The following is a 22,148-nucleotide window of genomic DNA, read 5'->3' on the forward strand; positions in this document are numbered from 1 at the left end:
TTGATTAAGAAAAATTCGTATATTTGAGACATCACTAGCGCATTTAGTGATAATTTTTCTTTTTCATAGCAATTTTTTTCCCATCCTTAATACTTGTATTCAGGGTGGGTTTTGTTTTTAGGATAATTCACTTATATGATTTGAGTTAAAAGAAGAGAAACCAATTTATATGCTATTTTATCTCATTAATCATTAACATAATTAGCATAAGTTTTTAAGTTTTCGTATCATTCGGGTTTCATATTAAACTACAATTATATTTTACTATCTATGGCTAATCTTTTAGAGGTACAACAAGCCACTAAACAATTTGGAGACTTTACGGCATTGCAAGATGTATCAATCCAAGTACCTAAAGGAAGTATATTTGGATTACTTGGCCCTAACGGAGCCGGAAAAACCACATTAATTAGAATCATTAATCAAATCACTTTACCCGATAAAGGGAGTGTATATCTGGATAATGAACCACTACAACCACAACATATTAGAGATATTGGTTATCTGCCAGAAGAAAGAGGTTTATATAAATCTATGAAAGTAGGTGAGCAAGCATTGTACCTGGCTCAATTAAAGGGGCTTAGTAAAACCGAAGCCAAAAAACGTTTAAAGTATTGGTTTGATAAATTTGATATTTCACATTGGTGGGACAAAAAAATACAAGAGCTCTCTAAAGGAATGGCACAAAAGGTACAGTTTATTGTAACTGTACTTCATAAACCTAAATTGCTAATTTTTGATGAACCCTTTAGCGGTTTTGATCCCATAAATGCCAATGTTATTAAAGATGAAATTCTACAACTAAGGGATGAAGGAGCAACAGTCATATTTTCTACGCATCGTATGGAAAGTGTAGAAGAGTTATGTGATCATATTGCCTTAATAAATAAGTCTAAAAAAATACTGGAAGGAAAAGTAACCGATATAAAGAGAGCTTATAAATCAAATACATTTGAAGTAGGTGTTTTAACAGAAAATAACACAGATTTATACACCACATTGCAAGGCAAATTTGATGTAACCCCTGCAAATTTTAAAACAATTGATGATCAATTGAAAATGAAAATAACTTTAGATAATAATACATCTTCGAATGAATTACTACAATATTTATCAAGTAAAGGTCAAGTAATGAGATTTAATGAAGTGATCCCAGGAGTTAACGAGATATTTATTAAAACCATTACAGAGAATGAGTAATCTAAAATTAATTATCAAAAGAGAATTTATAGCTCGAGTTCGCAATAGAACCTTTGTAGTGATGACCTTTTTAAGTCCGTTGATCATGGTAGGTATGATTTCTTTAATTGCCTGGCTCGCGACTTTAAACAATGATGAAATTCGTAAAGTAGCATTCTATGATGAAACAGGGTTGTTTAGTACAGATTTTAAAGATTCTGGTGATGTAGACTATATAGATTATAGTCATCTAACCTTAAACGATGCAAAAGATTCTGTGGTTATCAAAAAGCTTGATGGGTTATTGTATGTGCCAAAGAAAAATTCTAACAGTGAACTTGCCAAATCAATACAATTTTATGCAGATGAAGCACCAAGTATTTCAATACTTAATAGAATTGAAAAAATTATAGCGAGTAAGCTAACCAACCAAAATTTTAAAGAAAAAGGGCTGGATCTGGATGCTATAGAGAACTCAAAAGCCAAAGTAAATATTCTAATAGAAAATTTTTCTGGAGAGAAAACATCAAAGATGTCTAGTTATGTAAAAATGATTTTTGGAGGTTTAGCAGGATATTTCTTGATGATGTTTATTATCATTTATGGCAACATGGTAATGCGATCTGTTATCGAAGAAAAATCTAATCGAATTATCGAAATTATCATTTCTTCTGTAAAACCATTACAACTTATGATGGGTAAAATTCTGGGAACCTCTTTTGCAGGGATTCTTCAGTTTTTCATCTGGGTGATTTTGGGCGGAGTGTTACTTGCTGTGGTATCTTCGGTTTTTGGGATAGATCCGCAACCTGCGGGTATAGATCAGTCTATGGCCATGCAGGGAGATAGTCAGCAAGAAATACAACTAATACTTCAGGATATCATGAAACTTCCATTAGGAACCTTAGTGCTATCTTTTTTTATTTATTTCATCGGAGGATACTTTTTGTACAGCTCGATTTATGCAGCTATAGGTGCTGCTGTAGACAGTGAAACCGATTCGCAACAATTTATGTTGCCTATTATTTTACCACTAATGCTGGGGATTTATGTAGGGTTCTTTTCAGTAATAGAAAATCCTCATGGCACGGTATCTACAGTATTTTCTATGATTCCTTTAACTTCTCCAATAGTGATGTTAATGCGTATACCTTTTGGAGTGCCCTGGTGGGAAGTATTGATTTCTATGCTTCTATTAATAGGAAGTATTATCTTTATCACATGGATGGCCGGAAAAATATACAGAGTAGGAATACTCATGTATGGTAAAAAACCAAGCTATAAAGAGTTATTTAAGTGGATGAAATATTAACGTTATGATGCAGGAAGAAATTACAGAGCAAGTAAAAGAGCAGGTAAAAGAAGTAATTCCTAAAAATATTTGGGATACTCTGCAGGAATTTTTTAGTTACGAAATTTTTCATTTCGGAACAGACGAACACCCTTTTGTACTTACCGTAGGTCTGTTATTTTTCGTATTACTGGTTTTTGTTATTACCTCGGTTATTTTAAAATTTACGAAGAGAGTAGTTACCCGTAAAATGCAGAGCCAGGATAAACTCAAGTTTGAATCGGTATTCTCATTTTCGAAATACTTTATTTATCTTATAGTTATCTTTTTTGCATTAGATAGTATTGGATTTAATATCACAGCTATATTTGCTGCTTCTGCCGCGTTATTAGTTGGTGTAGGTCTAGCACTGCAAACCTTTATTCAGGATATTTTATCCGGGATATTTATTTTTATAGATCAAACGGTACATGTAGGTGATATTATAGAATTAGATGGTAAAGTAGGGCGAGTAGAAGAAATAAAATTAAGAACTACAAGAGCAGTAACCATAGATAATAAAGTCTTAATTATCCCTAATCATAAATATATGTCCTCGTCCTTATATAACTGGACCCAAAATGGGACAGTAACCAGAGAATCTGTTTCTGTGGGTGTTGCTTATGGTAGTGATACACAATTGGTGAAAGAATTATTGATTAAGGCAGCATCTTCTAATTCGAATGTGCTAAAAGACCCACCTCCGATGGTTTTATTTACAGATTTTGCAGATAGCTCATTAAATTTTAAATTAATTTTTACGATTGATGATAGTTTTCAATCGGGAGTTCCTAAAAGTGAGATTAGATTTGAAATAGATCGTTTGTTTAGAGAACATAAGATTAATATTCCTTTCCCGCAGCGTGAAGTTACCATTATAAAAGAATGAAAAAAAAGAGATAGAAAAGCATAACATACGCCCCAAAAAATGAGAAAGAAGAACCTGATTTTTATATGCATATTATTATATAGCTTTAATGGCGTACGTTGTCAGAGTACTGATTTAGCAAGAATCGAATATACATATATCCCGCAAGCTGATAGTGATAACGTCTATAGCCGTATTAGAGTTTCTGCTAATTATCCTATTAAAATGGATGATAAAGGAACGTATCTGGTAATCGGTGCGCAATATAGGTTTAATAATCTACAGATAAATGATGCGTTGGGATTTGACGATGAGGGAGAACTAAATAGTTTTCATACAGCAGCTGTAGAATTGGGGTATACTTTTAAGATGAAAAATAATTGGCGATTTGGAACTAAATTCGGAGTTGGGATTTCATCTAATTTTGAAGGATCGGGTGTAGAGAGCGATGATTTTAGATATAGAGGATCTTTATATTTTGTAAAAACGTATAAAAATATACAAGAACCAAAAACGGCTCGTTTAATTGTAGGGGTGCAATACACTAATCCTGCGAGTCTTAATTTTCCACTTCCTATCATTAATTATTATAAAAGATTTCACCAAAGTTGGTCCTATGCTATAGGGACTCCTAAAACAAATCTTAAATATTTTTTTAATGAGAAAAGTACACTCCAGGCCTTTGTCGGGCTGGATCGTTTTTATGGTAATTTGCAAAATAACAAAGCATATGTAGATGAAAACGGAGAAACAAAAGTAATAGAAAATGTATCGATGTTTAATGTTATGGGAGCATTGGGATATCAATATTATTTTACGGAACACTTATTGTTTTACACATATGCAGGATATACATTAAGTAATGAAATTCGTTTGCGAGATGGTAATCAAGAAAATGTATTAGCAATTAATGATAAGAATACATTCTATTTTCGTAGCGGAATAAAATTAAAAATATAATGGCAAAAATATTAGTAATCGAGGACGAAGCAGCAATCCGTAGGGTTCTTGTAAAAATTTTATCTGAAGAAAATAATAAATATGAAGTCTTTGAGGCCGAAGACGGGCTTTCTGGTATAGAAAAAATCAAAGCAGAAGATTATGATCTTGTACTTTGTGATATCAAAATGCCAAAAATGGATGGGGTAGAAGTACTAGAGGCTATAAAAAAGATAAAACCCGAGATTCCTATTGTCATGATTTCTGGTCACGGAGATCTGGACACTGCCGTAAATACAATGAGGTTAGGTGCTTTTGATTATATTTCTAAACCGCCAGATCTTAACCGTTTACTTAATACAGTACGCAATGCTTTAGATCGTAAAGAACTGGTCGTAGAGAATAAAATGCTTAAGAAAAAAGTCTCCAAAAATTATGAAATGATTGGAGAATCAAAAGCTATTTCGGATATCAAGAGCATCATCGAAAAAGTTGCTGCAACAGATGCAAGAGTTTTAATTACTGGCCCTAATGGTACAGGTAAAGAATTAGTTGCACACTGGATCCATCAAAAAAGCGATCGCTCAAAAGGACCAATGATAGAAGTAAACTGTGCAGCAATACCCGGAGAATTAATAGAAAGCGAACTTTTTGGACATGTAAAAGGAGCCTTTACATCGGCAAATAAAGATCGTGCCGGTAAGTTTGAAGCTGCTAATGGAGGAACTATATTTCTTGATGAAATAGGAGATATGAGCCTTTCTGCGCAAGCAAAAGTACTTAGAGCACTACAGGAAAATAAAATACAAAGAGTAGGTAGTGATAAAGATATCAAAGTAGATGTACGTGTTGTTGCAGCAACAAATAAAGATTTAAAGAAAGAAATAGCAGAAAATAAATTTAGAGAGGATCTCTATCATAGACTGGCGGTGATTTTGGTAAAAGTCCCAGCATTAAATGATAGAAGAGATGATATTCCTTTATTAATAGAGTATTTTGCTAAAAAAATATCAGGCGAACAAGGATCACCTATTAAAACGTTTTCTGCCAAAGCCATAAAACAATTACAGCAATATGATTGGACAGGTAATATTAGAGAACTACGCAATGTGGTCGAACGTTTAATTATTCTTGGCGGTAATGAAGTAAGTGAAGAAGATGTAAAATTATTTGCAGCTAAGTAATTATTAATTTTATCCTTTTATATAGTTGTAGCGATTGGTTATATTTTTTGATGAAAACAATTGTTGTAATTAATACATCTTATATTACGACCAATTCTAGTATATGCCCAAAATAATGAGAAGAATTTTATTGTTGACTTCGTTGTTGTGTATACCCTATATCTCCTCTGCTCAATATGATCCGGGAGCCACTAATTATGGGTTTGCAGCGGCAAAAAGTTTTGGGCTCGAAAATGAGTTAGCATTAGGAGCCAGGATAGAATATGCTTTTAATTGTTACACTACTTTTTTAGGAGAATACAATCGTTCATTTGCTATAGGTGCTGATGAAGAATATGAAGGGTATAATGAATTGGCAATTGGAGTAAATTTAATTCTGTTTAATTGGTACCCTACTACAATAACAGCTGGGATAGGGTATGTAGGTAATGATTCAGAGGAATTTGAAGCAATTGAAGAAGATGCTTTTCTGGGATTTAGAACAGGAAGTTTTAACCATGGAGCACAGATCAAAATAAGGGCATTACATCAGATTTCTATACCTGTACATATTTTTGTAGAACTTAATGTTAAGAGTTTAGGGCGAAGGTACGATACGTTTATGGTTGGATTTAGCTATGATTTTTATGCCAGATAGGCCTATTTGTCTTTTCAAATGTTTCTTATTGAACCTTATGTTTTGTTAAAAAAAACATATTAAAAAAGGGGTATTGATAAACTATTTTCCTACAAACACAAAACTTTAGTATCTTTCGGGTGACAACACAAATCATAGTATGAAGAAGATAAATCACAAAGACTTTATGGTGTCTGATACCATAGAATTATCCAAAATTCCAACCACCTTTGATCTTAATGAGAGTGAGAAAAAAATTGAAAAAGAACTCGAAGAAACACGTGAGAAATTAGGAAAACTTCAGGATACGTTATACGCCCATGGTAAGTATGCTGTACTGGTTTGTCTTCAGGGTATGGATACTGCAGGTAAGGATAGTTTGATCAGAGAAGTATTTAAAGATTTCAATACTCGTGGTATTATCGTTCATAGTTTTAAAGTACCTACGGCATTAGAACTAGGTCATGACTATTTATGGAGACACTATATCGCTTTGCCACAACGAGGAAAGTTTGGAGTCTTCAATAGAACACATTACGAAAATGTTTTGGTAACACGAGTACATCCCGAATATATAATGGGAGAAAATATTCCTCATATTAATACAGTAGAAGATATTAATGATGCATTTTGGGAGCAACGCTTTGAACAAATTCGAAATTTTGAAAAACATATTGCCGAAAATGGTACTTTGATTTATAAATTTTATTTGCATTTATCAAAAGAAGAACAGAAGAACAGGTTACTTCGCAGGCTAGAGAAGAAAGAAAAAAACTGGAAGTTTTCTGCAGGAGATCTAAAAGAGCGTAAACTTTGGGACCAATATCAGGATTGTTATCAGGATGCCATAAATAGAACTTCGTTACCACATGCACCGTGGTATGTGATTCCGGCAGATAATAAACCCGTAGCACGATATATTGTAGCAAAAACGTTATATACAACACTAAAAGAATATGATGATATACAAGAACCAGAATTAGATAACAAAACAAAAGCCAATCTGGATTTGTATAAACAAGAATTAGAGAACGAATAAAAAGTTTAAGAAACTATGGTAAGAACTATAATCTCTATCATTTTTGCAATTTTATCACTTAATAGCTTTGCACAGAATGAAGCAAAAGAAGATGCCACTATATTAAAAAAAATATATGATACCTCACTACTTAATGGTAAAAGTTATGCATGGCTGGATTATCTCTCTAATCAGATCGGAGGGAGACTTTCAGGTTCTGTAAATGCTCAACTGGCTGTAGAATGGGGAGAAAGAGAGTTGAAAAAGCTAGGCTTGGATAAAGTATGGTTGCAACCAGTAATGGTACCAAAATGGACTCGTGGTGTAACAGAATTTGCTTATATCGAAACAGAACCTGGTATAACCACCAATGTGCCAATTTGCGCATTAGGAGGTTCTGTGCCAACACCAATAGGGGGAGTTAAAGCTCCTATTGTAGAAGTTAAAGGATTAGAAGAACTTAAAGAGCTAGGCACCGATAAGATTAAAGGGAAAATAGTGTTTTTTAACAGACCTATGCAGGCAGATCTTATCGAAACATTTCGAGCTTACGGAGGATGTGTAGATCAACGATATTCTGGAGCAGCAGAAGCAGCTAAGTTTGGTGCTGTAGGTGTACTTGTTCGTTCTATGAACCTTAGGCTTGATGATTTTCCTCATACGGGATCAATGAGTTATGGTGATCTTAAAGATATGGAGAAGATTCCTGCTGCTGCAATAAGTACTAATGGAGCTGATTTATTAAGCTCTATGTTAACATTAAACCCTAAAATTAAATTTCATATTAATATGAACTGCCGCACCTGGAAAGATGTGCAATCATACAATGTAATTGGAGAAATTACAGGAAGTGAACTTCCTAAAGAATATATGGTAGTTGGTGGGCATTTAGATTCTTGGGATCTGGGAGATGGTTCTCATGATGATGGAGCAGGAATAGTACAGTCTATGGAAGTATTGAGACTATTTAAAGAAATAGGATATAAACCTAAACGATCTATTCGCGTAGTATTATTCATGAATGAAGAGAATGGATTACGTGGTGGTAAAAAATATGCAAAAGTAGCTAAGGATAAAGGTGAAAATCACGTCTTTGCTCTAGAAAGCGATGCCGGAGGGTTTACTCCCAGAGGCTTCTCGTTTGATTGTAATGATGCTAATTTTGCTCAGGTACAAAGCTGGAAACCTCTTTTTGAACCCTATCTGATACATTCTTTCACTCAAGGTGGAAGTGGTGCAGATATTGGGCCACTTAAAAAAGATGGAATTGTACTTGCAGGATTACGACCAGATTCACAACGCTATTTTGATTATCATCATGCAAAGAATGATACTTTTGATGCAGTTAATAAGCGAGAGCTCGAACTGGGTGCTGCTACAATGGCCAGCTTAATGTATCTTTTTGATAAGTATGGAACGAAATAGGTTTTTTATAGATGTTTTCAAGGTTACTTCATTGTAATAGATGGTATTAGATGAAATATGACTTTTAAATGATATCGAATTAATAAGCAAGATAAAAAATACCAAAAAAGTGATGCTTAAGTGATGTATATAAATGTTTTCATATCATTATGATAAAGATGAGAAATAATAGAATGAGAAATTTAATATATAAAGCACTATGTTTTACCCTAATTGTTGGTTTATTTTGTAATTGTACTTCAAAAACAGAGAAAAATATTGATAATACTAATATCTTATTAGGTAATAAGAAACATTTGGTGGTTCAAAAAATAAATAAAACCACTAATCATGTAGGAATCTTATCAAAACATAACTACAGAACAACTCATCATTATGAGTATGAATTTACTGTAGATAGAGGAGATGTAAATTGGAAAGGAGGTAGCGGAGAACCAAAGCATATTCTTTTTTGTAAAGACTCCATTTATCTTCATTATCTTAAGGAAAAATATGTTTCAATTCAGGATAGAGATACCACTAATTCTCAAATTGAAAATCATAAGGATTATAAAGTAGTAGAAGTGTTTGAAGTGTATATAGATAATCGGTATTTTTTTAATCTCTTTGGAAATGATTATTGGGTAGAAATTACACCTGAATCATATGCGAATAAAAAGATAACCTGTGATGAATATAGTATACCAAATGATAATGAGTTGTCATTAATTAATTAAAATATTGATAATTAAGAGATTCTCTTTTTAAAGTAAAATAAATATTTATCTAAAGCATATTACACGAATAGCTGAAACGATAGTGAAAATATTAGTAAAAAGGTTCTCTAATGTTATTTCTCTATTTAGTTTTTTATATTTTCTACATACTTCTCGTTTAGAAAAAAATAAATAACGTTAAATATACGATAAGAATCATTTAGTTTATTTCGGTTCTAATACCTTTGCGTCTTCAAAATTGTAAAATGCTACAACAATACACCAAAGAATTTCGATATAATCTAAAATTGGCTACACCAGTAATGCTGGGTATGTTGGGACATACTTTTGTTGGCCTGGTCGATAATATTATGGTGGGACAGTTAGGTACGGCAGAGTTGGCAGCTGTATCTCTGGGAAACAGTTTTATGTTTATAGCCATGTCTTTGGGAATAGGATTTTCTACTGCGATAACGCCACTGGTAGCAGAGGCCGATGGAGAAAACAATTTTGCTAGTGGTAAATCTGCATTTAAGCATGGGTTATTTTTATGTACTACATTAGGAATTGCATTATTTTTGTTGATACTCGTAGCAAAACCATTGATGTATTTAATGAAACAACCTTCAGAGGTGGTTGAATTGGCAATACCATATCTGGATCTGGTCGCTTTTTCCTTGATTCCGTTAGTAAGTTTTCAGGCATTAAAACAATTTTCAGATGGATTATCCATGACCAAGTATCCTATGTATGCAACTTTGGTCGCTAATTTGGTAAATATCGCCCTCAATTATATATTGATTTTCGGGAAATTTGGCTTTCCGCAAATGGGAATAGTTGGAGCAGCCGTCGGGACATTAGCTTCAAGGTTTGTAATGGTTATCTTTTTATGGGTTTTTCTAAAAAATAAAGAAAAATCTACCTCGTATGTGACTCATATCAAGTTTTTCTCACTAGAGAGAAAAATGATAAACAGAATAATAGCCTTGGGATTTCCTTCTGCATTACAAATGTTTTTTGAAGTGGCGATTTTTACTGCTGCGATATGGTTATCAGGTATTTTAGGTAAAAACTCGCAGGCAGCTAATCAAATTGCATTAAACCTATCTTCTATGACATTTATGGTAGCTATGGGATTAAGTGTAGCTGCAATGGTGCGTGTAGGCAATCAAAAAGGGCTTCAGCATTTTGTAGACCTAAGAAGAATCGCAATTTCAATATTTCTGCTCACTTTTTTATTAGCAGTTGTGTTTGCTTTAGTATTTGTTCTGTTTAACGATTTACTTCCCAGAATATATCTTGATATAGAAGATACCAAAAATATGGCAGATAATACCGAGGTAATTGCCATTGCAGCAAAGCTATTAGTTATTGCTGCATTATTTCAAATTTCAGATGGGATACAAGTTACTGTACTAGGAGCCTTGAGAGGTCTTCAGGATGTTAAAATTCCTACTTTAATTACGTTTATTGCATATTGGGTAGTAGGATTTCCTATTAGTTATTATTTAGGATTATATACCGAATATAAAAGTTCAGGAATTTGGATTGGATTGCTGGCAGGTCTTTCTGTTTCGGCATTGCTTCTATATCTTAGATTTAATGCTTTGACCAAAGGTTTGATCCAGAAGAATTAAATTTATAATCTCTTTTTTTGTCTGTCAAATTAAGGTTTTAGAAGTAATTTTTTAAATAAAAATAAAGAACAAATACCATTTTTATACTTATTACGTTTATTTGGTATTAACGAATAATTAACTATCTTTCCAAAAAAAGAGAACACAAAATATGAAAGTCCCAAATTCTAGATTTTGTCTACTGTTTGTAACGCTTACTATATTGGTTACGCAGAGTAGTATAAGTCAAAACTTTGTTCATAGTAAAAACCAAAACCTTATTCCCAATCCTAGTTTTGAAGCTACAAATGCAGCGATTTCACGACTGGAAATGGAGATGCAAAACTTTGGAATTATTAAGGATTGGAAAGCTACAATTAACTCTCCGGATGCTCACCATCCCAGATTAGCTGATATTAGATTTATTCATAAATCACCTAATTTCTTAAAGCAGTTTGGGGAGCAGGAACCCAGAACAGGAGAAGGTAAAGTAGGAATGTATATTGCCGGCGGTCCTTATAAAGAAGGAGTAACAGCCAAATTAAAGCAACCATTATCCAAGGGGAAATATTACTATTTTCATATGTACGTTTCTCTGGGAGAAGGGATTTCGAATTCCTGTACTTCATCTATTGGATCATATTTTACGGCTAGAAGGCCAAAAATAACGACTACTTCTAGATTCCCTTTAAATATAGAGTCTTCAAAAATGGTATGTAATACCAAGGAGTGGACTAAAGTTTGCGGGGTATATAGAGCAAAAGGAACAGAAAAATATATTTCTTTAGGATATTTCTCAGATAGTCCAAAAGGAAAATCTGTAAAAGGAGGAGGGTTTGATACAGCCTACTATTTTATAGATGATGTCTTACTCATGGAAATGAGGAATACCAAAAACCTTACCTCTAGCCAGGTGTGTGACATGGCTCTGGATTTTTCACCTGTAGAGTTTCTGGTAGGTGAAAGTGAAGCATACAAAGAAATTAAAGAAGCATTAGATTCTTATATTCAATATGTGACTATATTCAAAGTAAACAAAGTTCAAATTATAGGTCATGCAGACGATGCCGGTTCATCTTTTGAAAACGAAATCATGTCTGCAATGAGAGCAAGTAATGTAAAAAAATATTTTGTTGAACAAGGGATAGACGAATCTTTAATCGAAGTAGTAGCGGCTGGGGATACTATGCCTGTTGTTACAGTAAACTCTAATTTGGATCCAGAATCAAACAACAGAGTAGAAATTAAAATTGAATAGTAGTTCCCTAATAATTTTCTGATTTACTTAAAAAAGATAGTACCTTTGAAACTTTGTAATTTTAAGTATTCATTATGGACTTCCCAAAATTCTTACTAGGTGATAATACTGATTATCCAGATGCCATTTTTGTAATTCATACCGAGTTTCCGAGGTGTATTATCAACCTAGAAAATGATGAAGTAGAATGGCTTGAAGAGTTTGATAAAAATGATGAAAAAGAATTGTTAGAGGAAGCAGAAAATCTTTTTAAAGCTGCTAACGATTTTTATGATCGTGAAATAGAACGTTACGACGAATAAAAATAGATAAACGACCATAACAATGGAAGACCTTATACAATTAGACAAAGACCTTTTTTTATATCTTAATAATCTGGGAACATCTGTATGGGACGGATTTTGGTTATTTATGACAGAGAAGTTATACCAGATTCCTCTGTATTTAGTATTACTGATTTTTTTCTATAAATATTTTGGAATTAGAGGAACGATCATTACGTTGGTGGTTGTCGCATTATTAATTACTGCTACAGATCAACTATCAAATTTGTTTAAAAATGTCTTGTTTATGCGACCACGGCCATGTAGAGCAGATGGAGTAGCAGAGTTTACACGTTTTATTGCAGAACGATGTGGCCGACATGGGTATTTTTCTGGTCATGCAGCTAGCTCTATGGCATTAGCTTTTTTTACAGGGCTAACCTTACGAAAACATCTAAAGTACATCTTCCCATTTATGGTGATATGGTCAATTGTTGTTAGTTATAGCAGAATTTATATAGGAGTACATTATCCGGGCGATATCGTTACTGGTATGGCAATAGGTATTTTGTTGGGAGTAGGAGCGTTTAAACTACATACATTTCTGGTAAAGAAATACGGAGAAGTCGGATGATAAAAAGTAGGTTTAGATATATATTTTAATCTAAAACCTCTTTTTTTTCTTCTTTTTGCCAAAAAGACGCTTAAAGAAATTATCTCTTTTTTCGGGTTTACAATCCATATCTTTTAAAACTTCTTTTGAGCTTTCTTCAAATTTACTTTTTGTAATAGGATCAAATGTACTATCCAGGTTCATTTTTTGATACAATTTGGCGAAAATTGGTAGCGCAGTATTGGCTCCCTGTCCCAAAGCAGTAGTTTTAAAACCAATATTATAATTATCATTTCCTACCCAGGTGATCGTTACTAGATTTGGGGTGATCCCTACAAACCACCCATCCTTATTATCTTGGGTAGTTCCTGTTTTACCTGCAATATCATTTTTGAGATTATAAGTGGTTCTAAGTCTGGTTGCAGTACCTTGCTCTACAGTAGATTTCATCATTTCTAAAAGTACTTGCCTGGTGTAATCATTGTAAGCAGGAGTCTCAGCTATTTCGGGTTCGAAAGAAGCAATTAAACGACCATTTTTATCTTCAATTCTCGAAATATAGTAAGGCTTTACGCTCTTACCTTCATTTACATAACTTGCATAAGCTCCGGCCAATTCTTTTAATTTGATACCATCTGTACCCAGCGCCATTGCAGGTTCTTCAGAAAGTGTGGCAGTGATTCCTAGTTTTCTTACCTGATCTACAACTTTGGGAATACCCACTTTATTGAGCACCTTTACTGCAATAGTATTAACAGAATTACTAAGCGCTTTTTCTAATGTAAAATTAAGATATGGATCATTTTGTTCTGATGCATTTTTGGGTGTCCAGTTGTCTAAATTTGTATACGTAATTTCTTTTGTCGAGAAATAAGAACAAGGCTTTATGCCATTTTCTATAGCAGTGGTATACACAAAGGGTTTAAAAGTAGACCCTACCTGCCTTTCGCTTTGCGAAACATGGTCATACTTAAAATAACGATAATCAATCCCTCCCAGATATGCTTGTACTGCACCCGTTGTTGGCTCGATTGCGATCATTCCCGTATTCAAAAATTTCAAGTAATGTTGTATACTATCCAGAGAAGATATTTTTTGGGTAATGTTACCACTCCATTCGAATAATTCTATGTCTTTCTTTGCAGAAAGAGAATCTTCAATTTGTGCTTCTGTCAATCCTTGTTCCTTATATATAGCATAGATTTTAAGACTTTTGATCGCATTCTGAACAAGGTCTTTATTGTTTTTCCAGGGGGCAGCACTACCAAAAGATTTTTCATAATCGTTTTGTAATACCTGCATATGTTCTTTCATAGCTTCTTCAGCCAAAATCTGCATTTTGTAGTCTAATGTAGTATGCACAATTAAACCATCATTATAGATGTCATAAGTACTGCTGTCAGGTTTTTTATGCTTTTCTAAAATGTTGATCAATTCTTTTTTTACTTCTTCTCTGAAATAAGGTGCCAATCCAAGATCGTGATTAAAGTATTGATAATCCATAACGATAGGCTGACTCATGGTTTGATTTGATCGATGAGCACTTAAGTATCCATATTTAACCATTTGTTGAAGTACAACATCCCTTCTTAGCTGACTTCTCTCAGGAAACAGTCTTGGATTATAACTATGATTAGCTTTTAATGTTCCAACAAGTGTGGCCGCTTCAGAGAGTGTTAATTGATGAGTAGATTTATTAAAGAATTTCTGGGCAGCACTTTCAATTCCGTAAGTATTATCTGGAAAAGGTACAGTATTAAAATATAATGTGAGAATCTCTTTTTTTGAATATATATCTTCTATTCTTTTGGCAACAAAAGATTCTTTCAATTTATTGATTACGGTACTGAACAATTTATATTTTTTTCTCCCGAAGAGATTTTTTGCCAATTGTAAAGTTATGGTACTACCACCTCCCGAAGATTTATCCCGAAGCAGAATGGTCTTAAAAAATACACGTAGTAAACTTGTATTATCCACACCATCATGCTCATAGAAACGTACATCTTCTGTGGCTACTAGTGCATCTATAAGATGCTGGGGTAAATCCTCGTATGATATAGGTTGTCTGTCATAGATGTAGTATTTACCTATCATATGGCCATCTTTATCCAATACTTGAGTTGCCTCGGCCTGTTTTAAAGAACTTAGTTCTTCTTTATCAGGTAATTTACCCCAAAAACCAAAATAGATACTAACATAAAAGCAAATGCTGAAGAAAAGGAACCCACTAATGGTGTAGAATAGCCATTTTATCCATTTTTTTTTAAATATCGTCTTTATCATAATCATAATACCGACATACATAACGTCGAAAATGCCATATTATTAGGTGATATGGATTTCTTACTTTTTTATAAAATCTTAAATGAATGATACATTCGATTATTATTAAGAGTGTTGAAAAAAGATAGCGAAGCAATACACATAAATTTCCTAAAAAATTCTCGAAAAGTATGTTGAGGTTATAAGAGAATCTAAAATTTTTAACAAGTAAAAAAAATAAAAAAATAATCGATTTTTAAAGTTGATTTCTTAAAAGTTTCATTTTTTTTATTTAGACTTGTAGTAACAAATTACTCAGTGAAATAATATACACTCAATTGAAAATTACTTGGAGTAAATAAATTTAAAATACGCCAAGATTTATAATCGAGATAATAGCATTTAGCAAAAAAATGCTATTTGAAATATGTAAAGTATAGAATTAATTCTTAAACCTGTGAGTCCTATGAAAAGAGTAATTGTTGACTACAAAAAACTGAACAAAGACATTTTAAACCTACTTGTAGAGAAGTTTCCCGATGGTTATAATGATAGAGATATAGTTCATTTTAGAAACCAACATAATGAAGCAATAGAAGCTGTAGAAGTAAGAACAGAAGAGACAATCTATTTAGTCAAAATTAGCAAACGTCTGGCAGATACTATGGAAAGTTTTGAAGAGGAAGAAGAAAGTGTAAGCACTGGTAATACTATTCCTGAAGAAGTGAGTAAAGATCAGGTAGCAGGTATTGATGATAAATAATCTTAAAACTATGATGTCATCATTTCGGGTGGTGACATAAATAAAGATTATTTTTTTTCGAAATACACATTCTCTTTACTTTTGATATTTTTTTTATATGAATTTGGAGATTCTCCTGTTTTATTTTTAAAAAGCCTACTAAAATAAGAAGGACTTTCAAACCCTAGTATAAAAGAGATTTCTTTCGAGCTAATTTGGCTATAAAGAAGTAATCGTTTTGCTTCAATAATGATGCGATCAATAATTATTTTCTTGCTTGAGGCTCCATTAACAAGCATTGTGATCTCGGTTAGTTTTCTATTCGATAACCCCAACTCCTGAGCATAAAAATCACATTCGTGATAACTAGAAAAATTAAGTTCTAATAATTCTAGAAATTTATAGTACATCTTTTTTTCATAAGATTGATTTAAATTTTGATTACCACTGTTGATTTCATTGCATTTTCGTTGCAATTTCACTAATAAAGTGAGCAATAAAAAAACGATTGTATTCCTTCTTCCGTAAGAATATAAGGGAGATAAATACTCATAATGAAGTTGATCCAGAATTGCTTCAAAATGTGACACATCATCTTGGTCTAAAACAATAGTATTTACTCTGGAGATGTTATGAATTATTGATAAAAAAGAGATGTTATCGATTGTTGTTTGAAAAGGAATAAGCTCGCTATCAAAACGAATTAGAAAGCCTTGCATGTTTTTTCCTTTAATAAAATCATGTACCTGTCCTCGCTCTATTAAATAAAAGGTATTCGGAGTTTTTAGATTCACAAGCTCATCATCTATGTTCTGAAGTGCTTCACCAGATTTAAAATAAATAATCTCATGATATGTATGGCGATGAGGATCCCTTTTTTTTCTGTTTCTGTTTTTTTCGTGAAGTAAGGGACGCATAAAAAAGGGTAAATCTTTTTTATCCGAGAATTTATCTAATCGAATCAAATCTTTATCTTTCATACATCAAAAATAGCTCATTAGACTGCATTAATAATAATGAAATAACAAAAAGTGCAACAATTATAGCACTTTTATGAATCTACTTTGTTTTTAAATAAACGAGATTGCAACTAATAAATTATACTATGTTAACTTCATTACAAATAAAAGAGGAAGCAAATCGATTACATGATTCAGAAAAAAATAAAAAACAGGTAGCAGCCACAACAAATTATTTTCCTGAGATGGATATCAATGATGCCTATCAAATTCAGGAAGAGTGGGTTAATATCAAAAAAAAAGAAGGCAGAAAAGTAGTCGGATATAAAATTGGACTTACTTCAAAAGTTATGCAAGTCGCTATGAATATCAATGAACCCGACTATGGAACACTGCTAGACGATATGGTTTATGAAAATGGTTGTGAGATAAAGACTTCTGATTTTTTAGATCCCAGGATAGAGGTAGAGCTAGCTTTTGTGTTAAAAAAACCACTTTTTGGGGATACTCTTACAATAGAAGATGTATTGGATGCAACAGATTATGTAGTGCCTGTACTAGAACTTATTGCGGCACGTACATATCGGGTTGATCCCAATACCAATTATGTTAGAACTGTTAAAGATACAATTTCTGATAATGCAGCGAATGCAGGGATTATTTTGGGTAATACCAGAATTAATCCTCGAGATATAGATTTAAGATGGGTAGGCGCATTATTATACAAAAATGGAACTATCGAAGAGTCTGGTGTTGCTGCTGCAGTGCTTGATCACCCTGCCAGAGGAGTCATATGGTTAGCAAAAAAATATACAAAGCATAATATAACACTAGACGCTGGACAAATCATTTTGGCAGGTTCTTTTACACGTCCGGTTGTTGTAAAAGCCGGGGATACTATTACCGTTGATTATAATTCATTGGGAAAAATAACTTGTAATTTTATATAATATTATGAAATGAGTCATAACAATTAAAGTTGATGCCAACCGAAATGTTGAATATCAAATTCCATATGACATTTAAAAAACAATAAAAAAGAACAGATGAAAATTTCTAAAAATACATTCAAAGAAGCAGTATGTAATCGTGAAACCATTTATGGTATATGGAACGGTATTGTAGATACTATTACAGCAGAGATTTTAGCTGGTTCTGGATTTGATTGGATTGTAATTGATGGAGAGCATGCACCATTTGATTTACGAACTATACAGACACAACTGCAAGTAATGGCTGCATATGATGTACAGGTCGTTGTTCGTCCACCTGTTGGAGATTCGGTACTTATAAAGCAACTTATGGATATGGGAGTGCAAAGTTTATTAGTTCCTATGGTAGAAAGTGCATCGCAGGCAGAAGACCTTGTAAAGGCAATGCGTTATCCTCCAGAAGGATATAGGGGCATAGGTACAGCATTGGCACGAGCATCAAAATGGAATAGAACTAATGATTACTTTCTAGATGCTAATAATGAAATGTGTTTGATCTGCCAGGTAGAATCTGTTCAGGGAATTAATAATTTAGAAGAAATCTTAGCAGTAAATGGAGTAGATGGAGTATTTATAGGACCAGCAGATTTAGCAGGATCTATGGGGTACTTAGGGCAGCCTAATCACCCAAAAGTAAAAGAAGTAATAGTAAAAGCTATTCAGTTCATCAAAGCTAAAGGAAAAACAGCGGGAGTCCTTTCTGTCTCAAAAGAAATCGTAAACTATTATAGTGAGCATGGTGCTAATATGATTGGAGTTGGGATTGATACTCTTTTATTAGCAAAAGCGGCAAAAGGATTAGTAGAAGATTATAAACCAGAACAAAAAAACAATACGTCAAATACACGCTATTAATTTGTGAAAAACACAAAGATTTTGATAGTGAGAATTTGATTCAGAGATAAAAACAATAAACATAAAGGTATGAAGCATGTAAGATTTGCATATAATGGAGGAATCCATCAGGGGGTTTATGAAAATAATATGATACTAAAAGGTACACAAGAATTTAACCCTGATGACGTGATGTTTCTTCCGCCTGTAGATCCACAGGGAGTTGGCAAAGCGATAGGTGTGGCACTAGCTTATGCAGATCATGCCAAGGAATTAAAATTAGAGATTCCAGAATATCCCATATTGTTTCATAAAATGCCCCACACAATGATTGGGCATAAATCCAATATTATTGTTCCAGCGGGGATAGAGTATATGCATTACGAATGTGAACTAGTGGCAGTAATAGGTCGTTCATGCAGAAAAGTTAAAGCAGCCGATGCATTAGATTATGTTGGATATTATATGGTGGGTAATGAAATCACTGTTCGTGATTTTGTGGTTAATTATTACAGGCCACCACTTAAAGCAAAAGGATTTGATACCTGGGGACCTTGCGGGCCTTGGATGGTAGATGCCAAAGATATAGACCCTACTAATGTTTCTCTTAAAACATGGGTAAATGGCGAGTTAAGGCAAGAAGGGAATACCAAAAATATTAGACATAGCATTGCAGAATTGATAGAATATATGTCGGGTTTTATGACACTTAATCCCGGCGATATGATATGGTCAGGAACTCCAGAAGGAGTATCACATATTTACCCGGGAGATACGGTGATATGTGAAGTAGCAGGTATCGGAAAATTAGAAAATTACTTAATAGCAGAATAATGTTAGACAAGAATTTAGAAGTATTACAACAGTTTTTACCTCAATTAAAAGAAAGAGGTATCAAGAATCTTATCAATGGAAAAACTGTTGAAGCGATCTCGGGAAAAACATTTGAGAATACAACACCAATAGATGGCAACTTTATAACCCGGGTGGCCGAAAGTGATAAAGAGGATATCGATACTGCAGCACAGGCCGCAATGGATGCTTTTACAGAATGGAAAGCGATGCCTCATAAAAACAGACGAGATATTTTATATGCCATAGCAGAAAAAATAGAAGAGCATGCAGACGAAATTGCAGTGCTAGAAAGTTATGATACAGGGCAACCTATCCGCTTTATGAAAAAAGCAGCGATTAGAGGTGCTGCAAACTTTAAGTATTTTGCAGATAAAGCCATCGATGCACAAAATGGATTATCTACACCAGATACTCATCATGCAAACTATACTATTCGTCAACCTATAGGTCCGGTTGGGATCATTACCCCCTGGAATACTCCATTTATGTTAAGTACATGGAAAATAGCACCAGCTCTCGCGGCAGGTTGTACAGTTGTTCATAAACCTGCAGAGTTTAGTCCTGTAACAGCAAACAGACTTGCAGAATTAGCACATGAAGCAGGATTGCCAAAAGGAGTATGGAATGTTGTGCATGGCTTTGGAGAAACAGCAGGGAAATCATTAACAGAACACGAATATATAAAGGCAGTTGCATTTATTGGAGAAACTACAACAGGTAGCCACATTATAAAACAAGGAGCACCAACACTAAAAAGAGTGCATTTAGAATTAGGAGGGCAGAACCCTATTATTGTTTTTAATGATGCCGATGTAGATAGGGCTTTAGATGCTGCAATTTTTATGAAATACAGCCTTAATGGAGAACGATGTACATCTAGTAGTAGATTATTATTACAAAAAGATATCTATCCTGATTTTGTTGAAAAACTAAAAAAGAGAGTTGCCAGAATAAAAGTAGGGCACCCATTAGACCCGGAAACAGAAATTGGCCCTATGATTCACCCTACACATCAGGAAAAAGTATTGAGTTATGGCAAAATAGGAAAAAATGAAGGAGCAACTCTGGCAGTAGGAGGAGGTAAACCAGATGGATTAGAAAAAGGATGTTATGTAAATCCAACACTTTTTATTGATGCATCAAAAGATATGCGTATTGCTCAAGAAGAAGTTTTTGGACCTTTTTTAACTGTTATTCCATTTGAAACTGAGGATGAGGCTATTAAAATAGCTAATGCTGTAAAATATGGATTAACAGCTTATATCTGGACAAAAGATGTAGGTCGCGCACATCGAATAGCACATCTGGTAGAAGCAGGAATGGTTTGGATAAATTCGCAAAATGTAAGACACCTACCTACACCTTTTGGAGGAGTTAAATACAGTGGTATAGGGAGAGATGGTGGAGAGTATAGTTTTGATTTTTATATGGAAACCAAAAATATTTCTATAGCATTGGGAGATCATGATATCCCCAAATTAGGGATTGAATACTAATAATGATAAAAAAATAAGTATGGCATTAGTACCTCATAATTTCGATTTACCTTTTAATATTATTCGCTGTAGCCATGTAGAATATGCTGTAACCGATTTAGACGAATCACATAAGTTTTATGTAGATATATTAGGTTTAATTGAAACCGAAAGAACAGAAAATACGATTTACTTACGCGGTTTAGAAGAACAACAGCACCATTCTTATATTTTAAAAAAAGCAGAAGAACCTTCTGTATTGGCAGTAGGGTTTAAAGTAGCTTTTGAAAAAGATTTAGATGCGTTAAAAACACATTTAGATAGCATTAATGTTGATACTGAGTGGGTTTCAAAATATGCCGAAGACCGAACATTACGAGTTGTGTCACCGCAAGGTTTTATATTAGAGTTTTATGCACGTATGAAAAAAGTGCCTCAAAAACTTAGAGAGTATAAAGCGTATCAAGGAATGCATCCACAGCGATTTGATCACTTTAATGTCTTCACTCCCAATGCACAAGAAACATATGAGTTTTTTGTAAGTCAATTAGGATTTAGACTTACCGAATATTCTACGACAGAAAAAGGAGAAATGTGGGCTGCCTGGATGCATCGAAAAGGAAATGTTCATGATATGGCACTAACGAATGGAGATGGGCCAAGATTACATCATTCAGCTATTTGGGTACCTACCGCACTCAATATTATTCATTTACTAGATGTGATGTCTACTACCGGATATGTAAATAATATCGAGCGAGGACCAGGAAGACATGGAGTGTCCAATGCCTTTTTCTTATATATCCTGGATCCAGATGGTCATAGAATAGAAATTTATACCTGTGATTATTTAACCGTTGATCCCGATTTAGAACCATTGGGTTGGGATTTAAGGGACCCACAAAGACAAACTCTATGGGGAGCACCCGCACCAAGAAGTTGGTTTGAAAACGGAAGTACATTTATAAATACCAAAGTAAAAAAAGCAACCATGAAGGCGCGTCCAATAATAGCAGATTAGT

Annotated in this window: 21 protein-coding genes; 19 read left to right on the forward strand and 2 right to left on the reverse strand. The window is 33.6% G+C overall.

Features of this window, described 5'->3' with window-relative positions:
* Positions 1–270: 270 nt before the first annotated feature.
* The 13 genes from ATO12_RS17820 to ATO12_RS17880 all read left to right on the forward strand — a co-directional run bounded on the left by ATO12_RS17820 (position 271) and on the right by ATO12_RS17880 (position 13,025).
* A complete protein-coding gene (locus tag ATO12_RS17820; protein WP_034244358.1) occupies positions 271–1,200 on the forward strand; it encodes an ABC transporter ATP-binding protein in 930 nt (309 codons plus the stop codon).
* Positions 1,193–2,491 carry an ABC transporter permease gene (locus ATO12_RS17825; RefSeq protein WP_034244361.1) on the forward strand — a complete coding sequence of 433 codons (1,299 nt, stop codon included), beginning with the start codon at positions 1,193–1,195 and terminating at the stop codon, positions 2,489–2,491. The genes ATO12_RS17820 and ATO12_RS17825 overlap by 8 nt, the downstream gene beginning before the upstream one ends.
* Positions 2,492–2,495: 4 nt before the next feature.
* Positions 2,496–3,398, forward strand: coding sequence for a mechanosensitive ion channel family protein (locus ATO12_RS17830; protein WP_316932932.1), 903 nt, complete (start codon positions 2,496–2,498; stop codon positions 3,396–3,398).
* A 39-nt stretch (positions 3,399–3,437) separates the two neighbouring features.
* Positions 3,438–4,337, forward strand: a complete 900-nt coding sequence (locus ATO12_RS17835) for a hypothetical protein (RefSeq protein WP_034244368.1) — start codon at positions 3,438–3,440, stop codon at positions 4,335–4,337.
* The gene (locus ATO12_RS17840; RefSeq protein WP_034244372.1) at positions 4,337–5,500 is read left to right on the forward strand and encodes a sigma-54-dependent transcriptional regulator; all 1,164 of its coding nucleotides are present in this window, start codon (positions 4,337–4,339) and stop codon (positions 5,498–5,500) included. Before ATO12_RS17835 ends, ATO12_RS17840 begins: the two co-directional genes overlap by 1 nt.
* A 115-nt stretch (positions 5,501–5,615) precedes the next feature.
* Entirely contained in the window at positions 5,616–6,137 is a 522-nt protein-coding gene (locus tag ATO12_RS17845; RefSeq protein ID WP_131248856.1) for a hypothetical protein, read from the forward strand.
* 139 nt (positions 6,138–6,276) lie between these two features.
* Complete coding sequence (locus ATO12_RS17850; protein WP_034244376.1) at positions 6,277–7,155, forward strand: PPK2 family polyphosphate kinase; 879 nt, start codon at positions 6,277–6,279, stop codon at positions 7,153–7,155.
* 15 nt (positions 7,156–7,170) lie between these two features.
* Complete coding sequence (locus ATO12_RS17855) at positions 7,171–8,559, forward strand: M20/M25/M40 family metallo-hydrolase (RefSeq protein WP_034244378.1); 1,389 nt, start codon at positions 7,171–7,173, stop codon at positions 8,557–8,559.
* A gap of 173 nt (positions 8,560–8,732) precedes the next feature.
* A complete protein-coding gene (locus tag ATO12_RS17860) occupies positions 8,733–9,275 on the forward strand; it encodes a hypothetical protein (RefSeq protein ID WP_034244380.1) in 543 nt (180 codons plus the stop codon).
* A 245-nt stretch (positions 9,276–9,520) separates the two neighbouring features.
* The gene (locus ATO12_RS17865) at positions 9,521–10,891 is read left to right on the forward strand and encodes an MATE family efflux transporter (RefSeq protein ID WP_034244382.1); all 1,371 of its coding nucleotides are present in this window, start codon (positions 9,521–9,523) and stop codon (positions 10,889–10,891) included.
* A 151-nt stretch (positions 10,892–11,042) separates the two neighbouring features.
* Positions 11,043–12,128: an OmpA family protein gene (locus tag ATO12_RS25060; RefSeq protein WP_081802106.1), complete on the forward strand. Its 1,086-nt coding sequence runs from the start codon at positions 11,043–11,045 to the stop codon at positions 12,126–12,128.
* Positions 12,129–12,202: 74 nt separating this feature from the next.
* The gene (locus tag ATO12_RS17875; protein WP_034244384.1) at positions 12,203–12,430 is read left to right on the forward strand and encodes a hypothetical protein; all 228 of its coding nucleotides are present in this window, start codon (positions 12,203–12,205) and stop codon (positions 12,428–12,430) included.
* A 22-nt stretch (positions 12,431–12,452) separates the two neighbouring features.
* Positions 12,453–13,025 (forward strand): phosphatase PAP2 family protein, encoded by a 573-nt coding sequence (locus ATO12_RS17880; protein WP_034244386.1) that lies wholly within the window; start codon positions 12,453–12,455, stop codon positions 13,023–13,025.
* Positions 13,026–13,055: 30 nt separating this feature from the next.
* Here the strand turns inward: ATO12_RS17880 and ATO12_RS17885 are convergent, their stop codons facing one another.
* The gene (locus ATO12_RS17885) at positions 13,056–15,290 is read right to left on the reverse strand and encodes a penicillin-binding protein 1A (RefSeq protein ID WP_034244564.1); all 2,235 of its coding nucleotides are present in this window, start codon (positions 15,288–15,290) and stop codon (positions 13,056–13,058) included.
* Between the two features lie 445 nt (positions 15,291–15,735).
* Between ATO12_RS17885 and ATO12_RS17890 the strand changes: the two genes are divergently transcribed.
* On the forward strand, positions 15,736–16,032 hold the full coding sequence (locus ATO12_RS17890; RefSeq protein WP_034244388.1) for a hypothetical protein: 297 nt from the start codon (positions 15,736–15,738) through the stop codon (positions 16,030–16,032).
* 47 nt (positions 16,033–16,079) lie between these two features.
* On the opposite strand, the gene ATO12_RS17895 is transcribed toward ATO12_RS17890, so the two are convergent.
* Complete coding sequence (locus tag ATO12_RS17895) at positions 16,080–16,991, reverse strand: AraC family transcriptional regulator (RefSeq protein WP_034244391.1); 912 nt, start codon at positions 16,989–16,991, stop codon at positions 16,080–16,082.
* A 125-nt stretch (positions 16,992–17,116) separates the two neighbouring features.
* On the opposite strand from ATO12_RS17895, the gene hpaH reads away from it, so the two are divergent.
* The 5 genes from hpaH to hpaD all read left to right on the forward strand — a co-directional run bounded on the left by hpaH (position 17,117) and on the right by hpaD (position 22,147).
* Positions 17,117–17,920: a 2-oxo-hept-4-ene-1,7-dioate hydratase gene (gene hpaH / locus ATO12_RS17900; RefSeq protein ID WP_034244393.1), complete on the forward strand. Its 804-nt coding sequence runs from the start codon at positions 17,117–17,119 to the stop codon at positions 17,918–17,920.
* A 96-nt stretch (positions 17,921–18,016) separates the two neighbouring features.
* A complete protein-coding gene (locus ATO12_RS17905; RefSeq protein ID WP_034244397.1) occupies positions 18,017–18,817 on the forward strand; it encodes an aldolase/citrate lyase family protein in 801 nt (266 codons plus the stop codon).
* A gap of 69 nt (positions 18,818–18,886) precedes the next feature.
* On the forward strand, positions 18,887–19,630 hold the full coding sequence (locus ATO12_RS17910) for a fumarylacetoacetate hydrolase family protein (RefSeq protein ID WP_034244399.1): 744 nt from the start codon (positions 18,887–18,889) through the stop codon (positions 19,628–19,630).
* Positions 19,630–21,147: a 5-carboxymethyl-2-hydroxymuconate semialdehyde dehydrogenase gene (gene hpaE / locus ATO12_RS17915; protein WP_034244401.1), complete on the forward strand. Its 1,518-nt coding sequence runs from the start codon at positions 19,630–19,632 to the stop codon at positions 21,145–21,147. Before ATO12_RS17910 ends, hpaE begins: the two co-directional genes overlap by 1 nt.
* Before the next feature lie 19 nt (positions 21,148–21,166).
* Positions 21,167–22,147 carry a 3,4-dihydroxyphenylacetate 2,3-dioxygenase gene (gene hpaD, locus ATO12_RS17920; protein WP_034244566.1) on the forward strand — a complete coding sequence of 327 codons (981 nt, stop codon included), beginning with the start codon at positions 21,167–21,169 and terminating at the stop codon, positions 22,145–22,147.
* The last annotated feature ends 1 nt before the right edge of the window (position 22,148 follow it).

It is taken from the genome of Aquimarina atlantica (genome assembly GCF_000626715.1).
Taxonomy (GTDB): domain Bacteria; phylum Bacteroidota; class Bacteroidia; order Flavobacteriales; family Flavobacteriaceae; genus Aquimarina; species Aquimarina atlantica.

Bases quoted from the DNA above. Each gene is read 5' to 3' on its own strand.
- ATO12_RS17855 (WP_034244378.1), top strand. From the start codon at position 7,171: ATGGTAAGAACTATAATCTCTATCATTTTTGCAATTTTATCACTTAAT.
- ATO12_RS17880 (WP_034244386.1), top strand. From the start codon at position 12,453: ATGGAAGACCTTATACAATTAGACAAAGACCTTTTTTTATATCTTAAT.
- ATO12_RS17910 (WP_034244399.1), top strand. From the start codon at position 18,887: ATGAAGCATGTAAGATTTGCATATAATGGAGGAATCCATCAGGGGGTT.
- ATO12_RS17875 (WP_034244384.1), top strand. From the start codon at position 12,203: ATGGACTTCCCAAAATTCTTACTAGGTGATAATACTGATTATCCAGAT.
- ATO12_RS17860 (WP_034244380.1), top strand. From the start codon at position 8,733: ATGAGAAATTTAATATATAAAGCACTATGTTTTACCCTAATTGTTGGT.
- ATO12_RS25060 (WP_081802106.1), top strand. From the start codon at position 11,043: ATGAAAGTCCCAAATTCTAGATTTTGTCTACTGTTTGTAACGCTTACT.
- ATO12_RS17850 (WP_034244376.1), top strand. From the start codon at position 6,277: ATGAAGAAGATAAATCACAAAGACTTTATGGTGTCTGATACCATAGAA.
- ATO12_RS17895 (WP_034244391.1), bottom strand. From the start codon at position 16,991: ATGAAAGATAAAGATTTGATTCGATTAGATAAATTCTCGGATAAAAAA.
- ATO12_RS17835 (WP_034244368.1), top strand. From the start codon at position 3,438: ATGAGAAAGAAGAACCTGATTTTTATATGCATATTATTATATAGCTTT.
- ATO12_RS17840 (WP_034244372.1), top strand. From the start codon at position 4,337: ATGGCAAAAATATTAGTAATCGAGGACGAAGCAGCAATCCGTAGGGTT.
- hpaE (WP_034244401.1), top strand. From the start codon at position 19,630: ATGTTAGACAAGAATTTAGAAGTATTACAACAGTTTTTACCTCAATTA.
- ATO12_RS17845 (WP_131248856.1), top strand. From the start codon at position 5,616: ATGAGAAGAATTTTATTGTTGACTTCGTTGTTGTGTATACCCTATATC.
- hpaH (WP_034244393.1), top strand. From the start codon at position 17,117: ATGTTAACTTCATTACAAATAAAAGAGGAAGCAAATCGATTACATGAT.
- ATO12_RS17890 (WP_034244388.1), top strand. From the start codon at position 15,736: ATGAAAAGAGTAATTGTTGACTACAAAAAACTGAACAAAGACATTTTA.
- ATO12_RS17885 (WP_034244564.1), bottom strand. From the start codon at position 15,290: ATGATAAAGACGATATTTAAAAAAAAATGGATAAAATGGCTATTCTAC.
- ATO12_RS17830 (WP_316932932.1), top strand. From the start codon at position 2,496: ATGATGCAGGAAGAAATTACAGAGCAAGTAAAAGAGCAGGTAAAAGAA.
- ATO12_RS17865 (WP_034244382.1), top strand. From the start codon at position 9,521: ATGCTACAACAATACACCAAAGAATTTCGATATAATCTAAAATTGGCT.
- ATO12_RS17820 (WP_034244358.1), top strand. From the start codon at position 271: ATGGCTAATCTTTTAGAGGTACAACAAGCCACTAAACAATTTGGAGAC.
- hpaD (WP_034244566.1), top strand. From the start codon at position 21,167: ATGGCATTAGTACCTCATAATTTCGATTTACCTTTTAATATTATTCGC.
- ATO12_RS17825 (WP_034244361.1), top strand. From the start codon at position 1,193: ATGAGTAATCTAAAATTAATTATCAAAAGAGAATTTATAGCTCGAGTT.
- ATO12_RS17905 (WP_034244397.1), top strand. From the start codon at position 18,017: ATGAAAATTTCTAAAAATACATTCAAAGAAGCAGTATGTAATCGTGAA.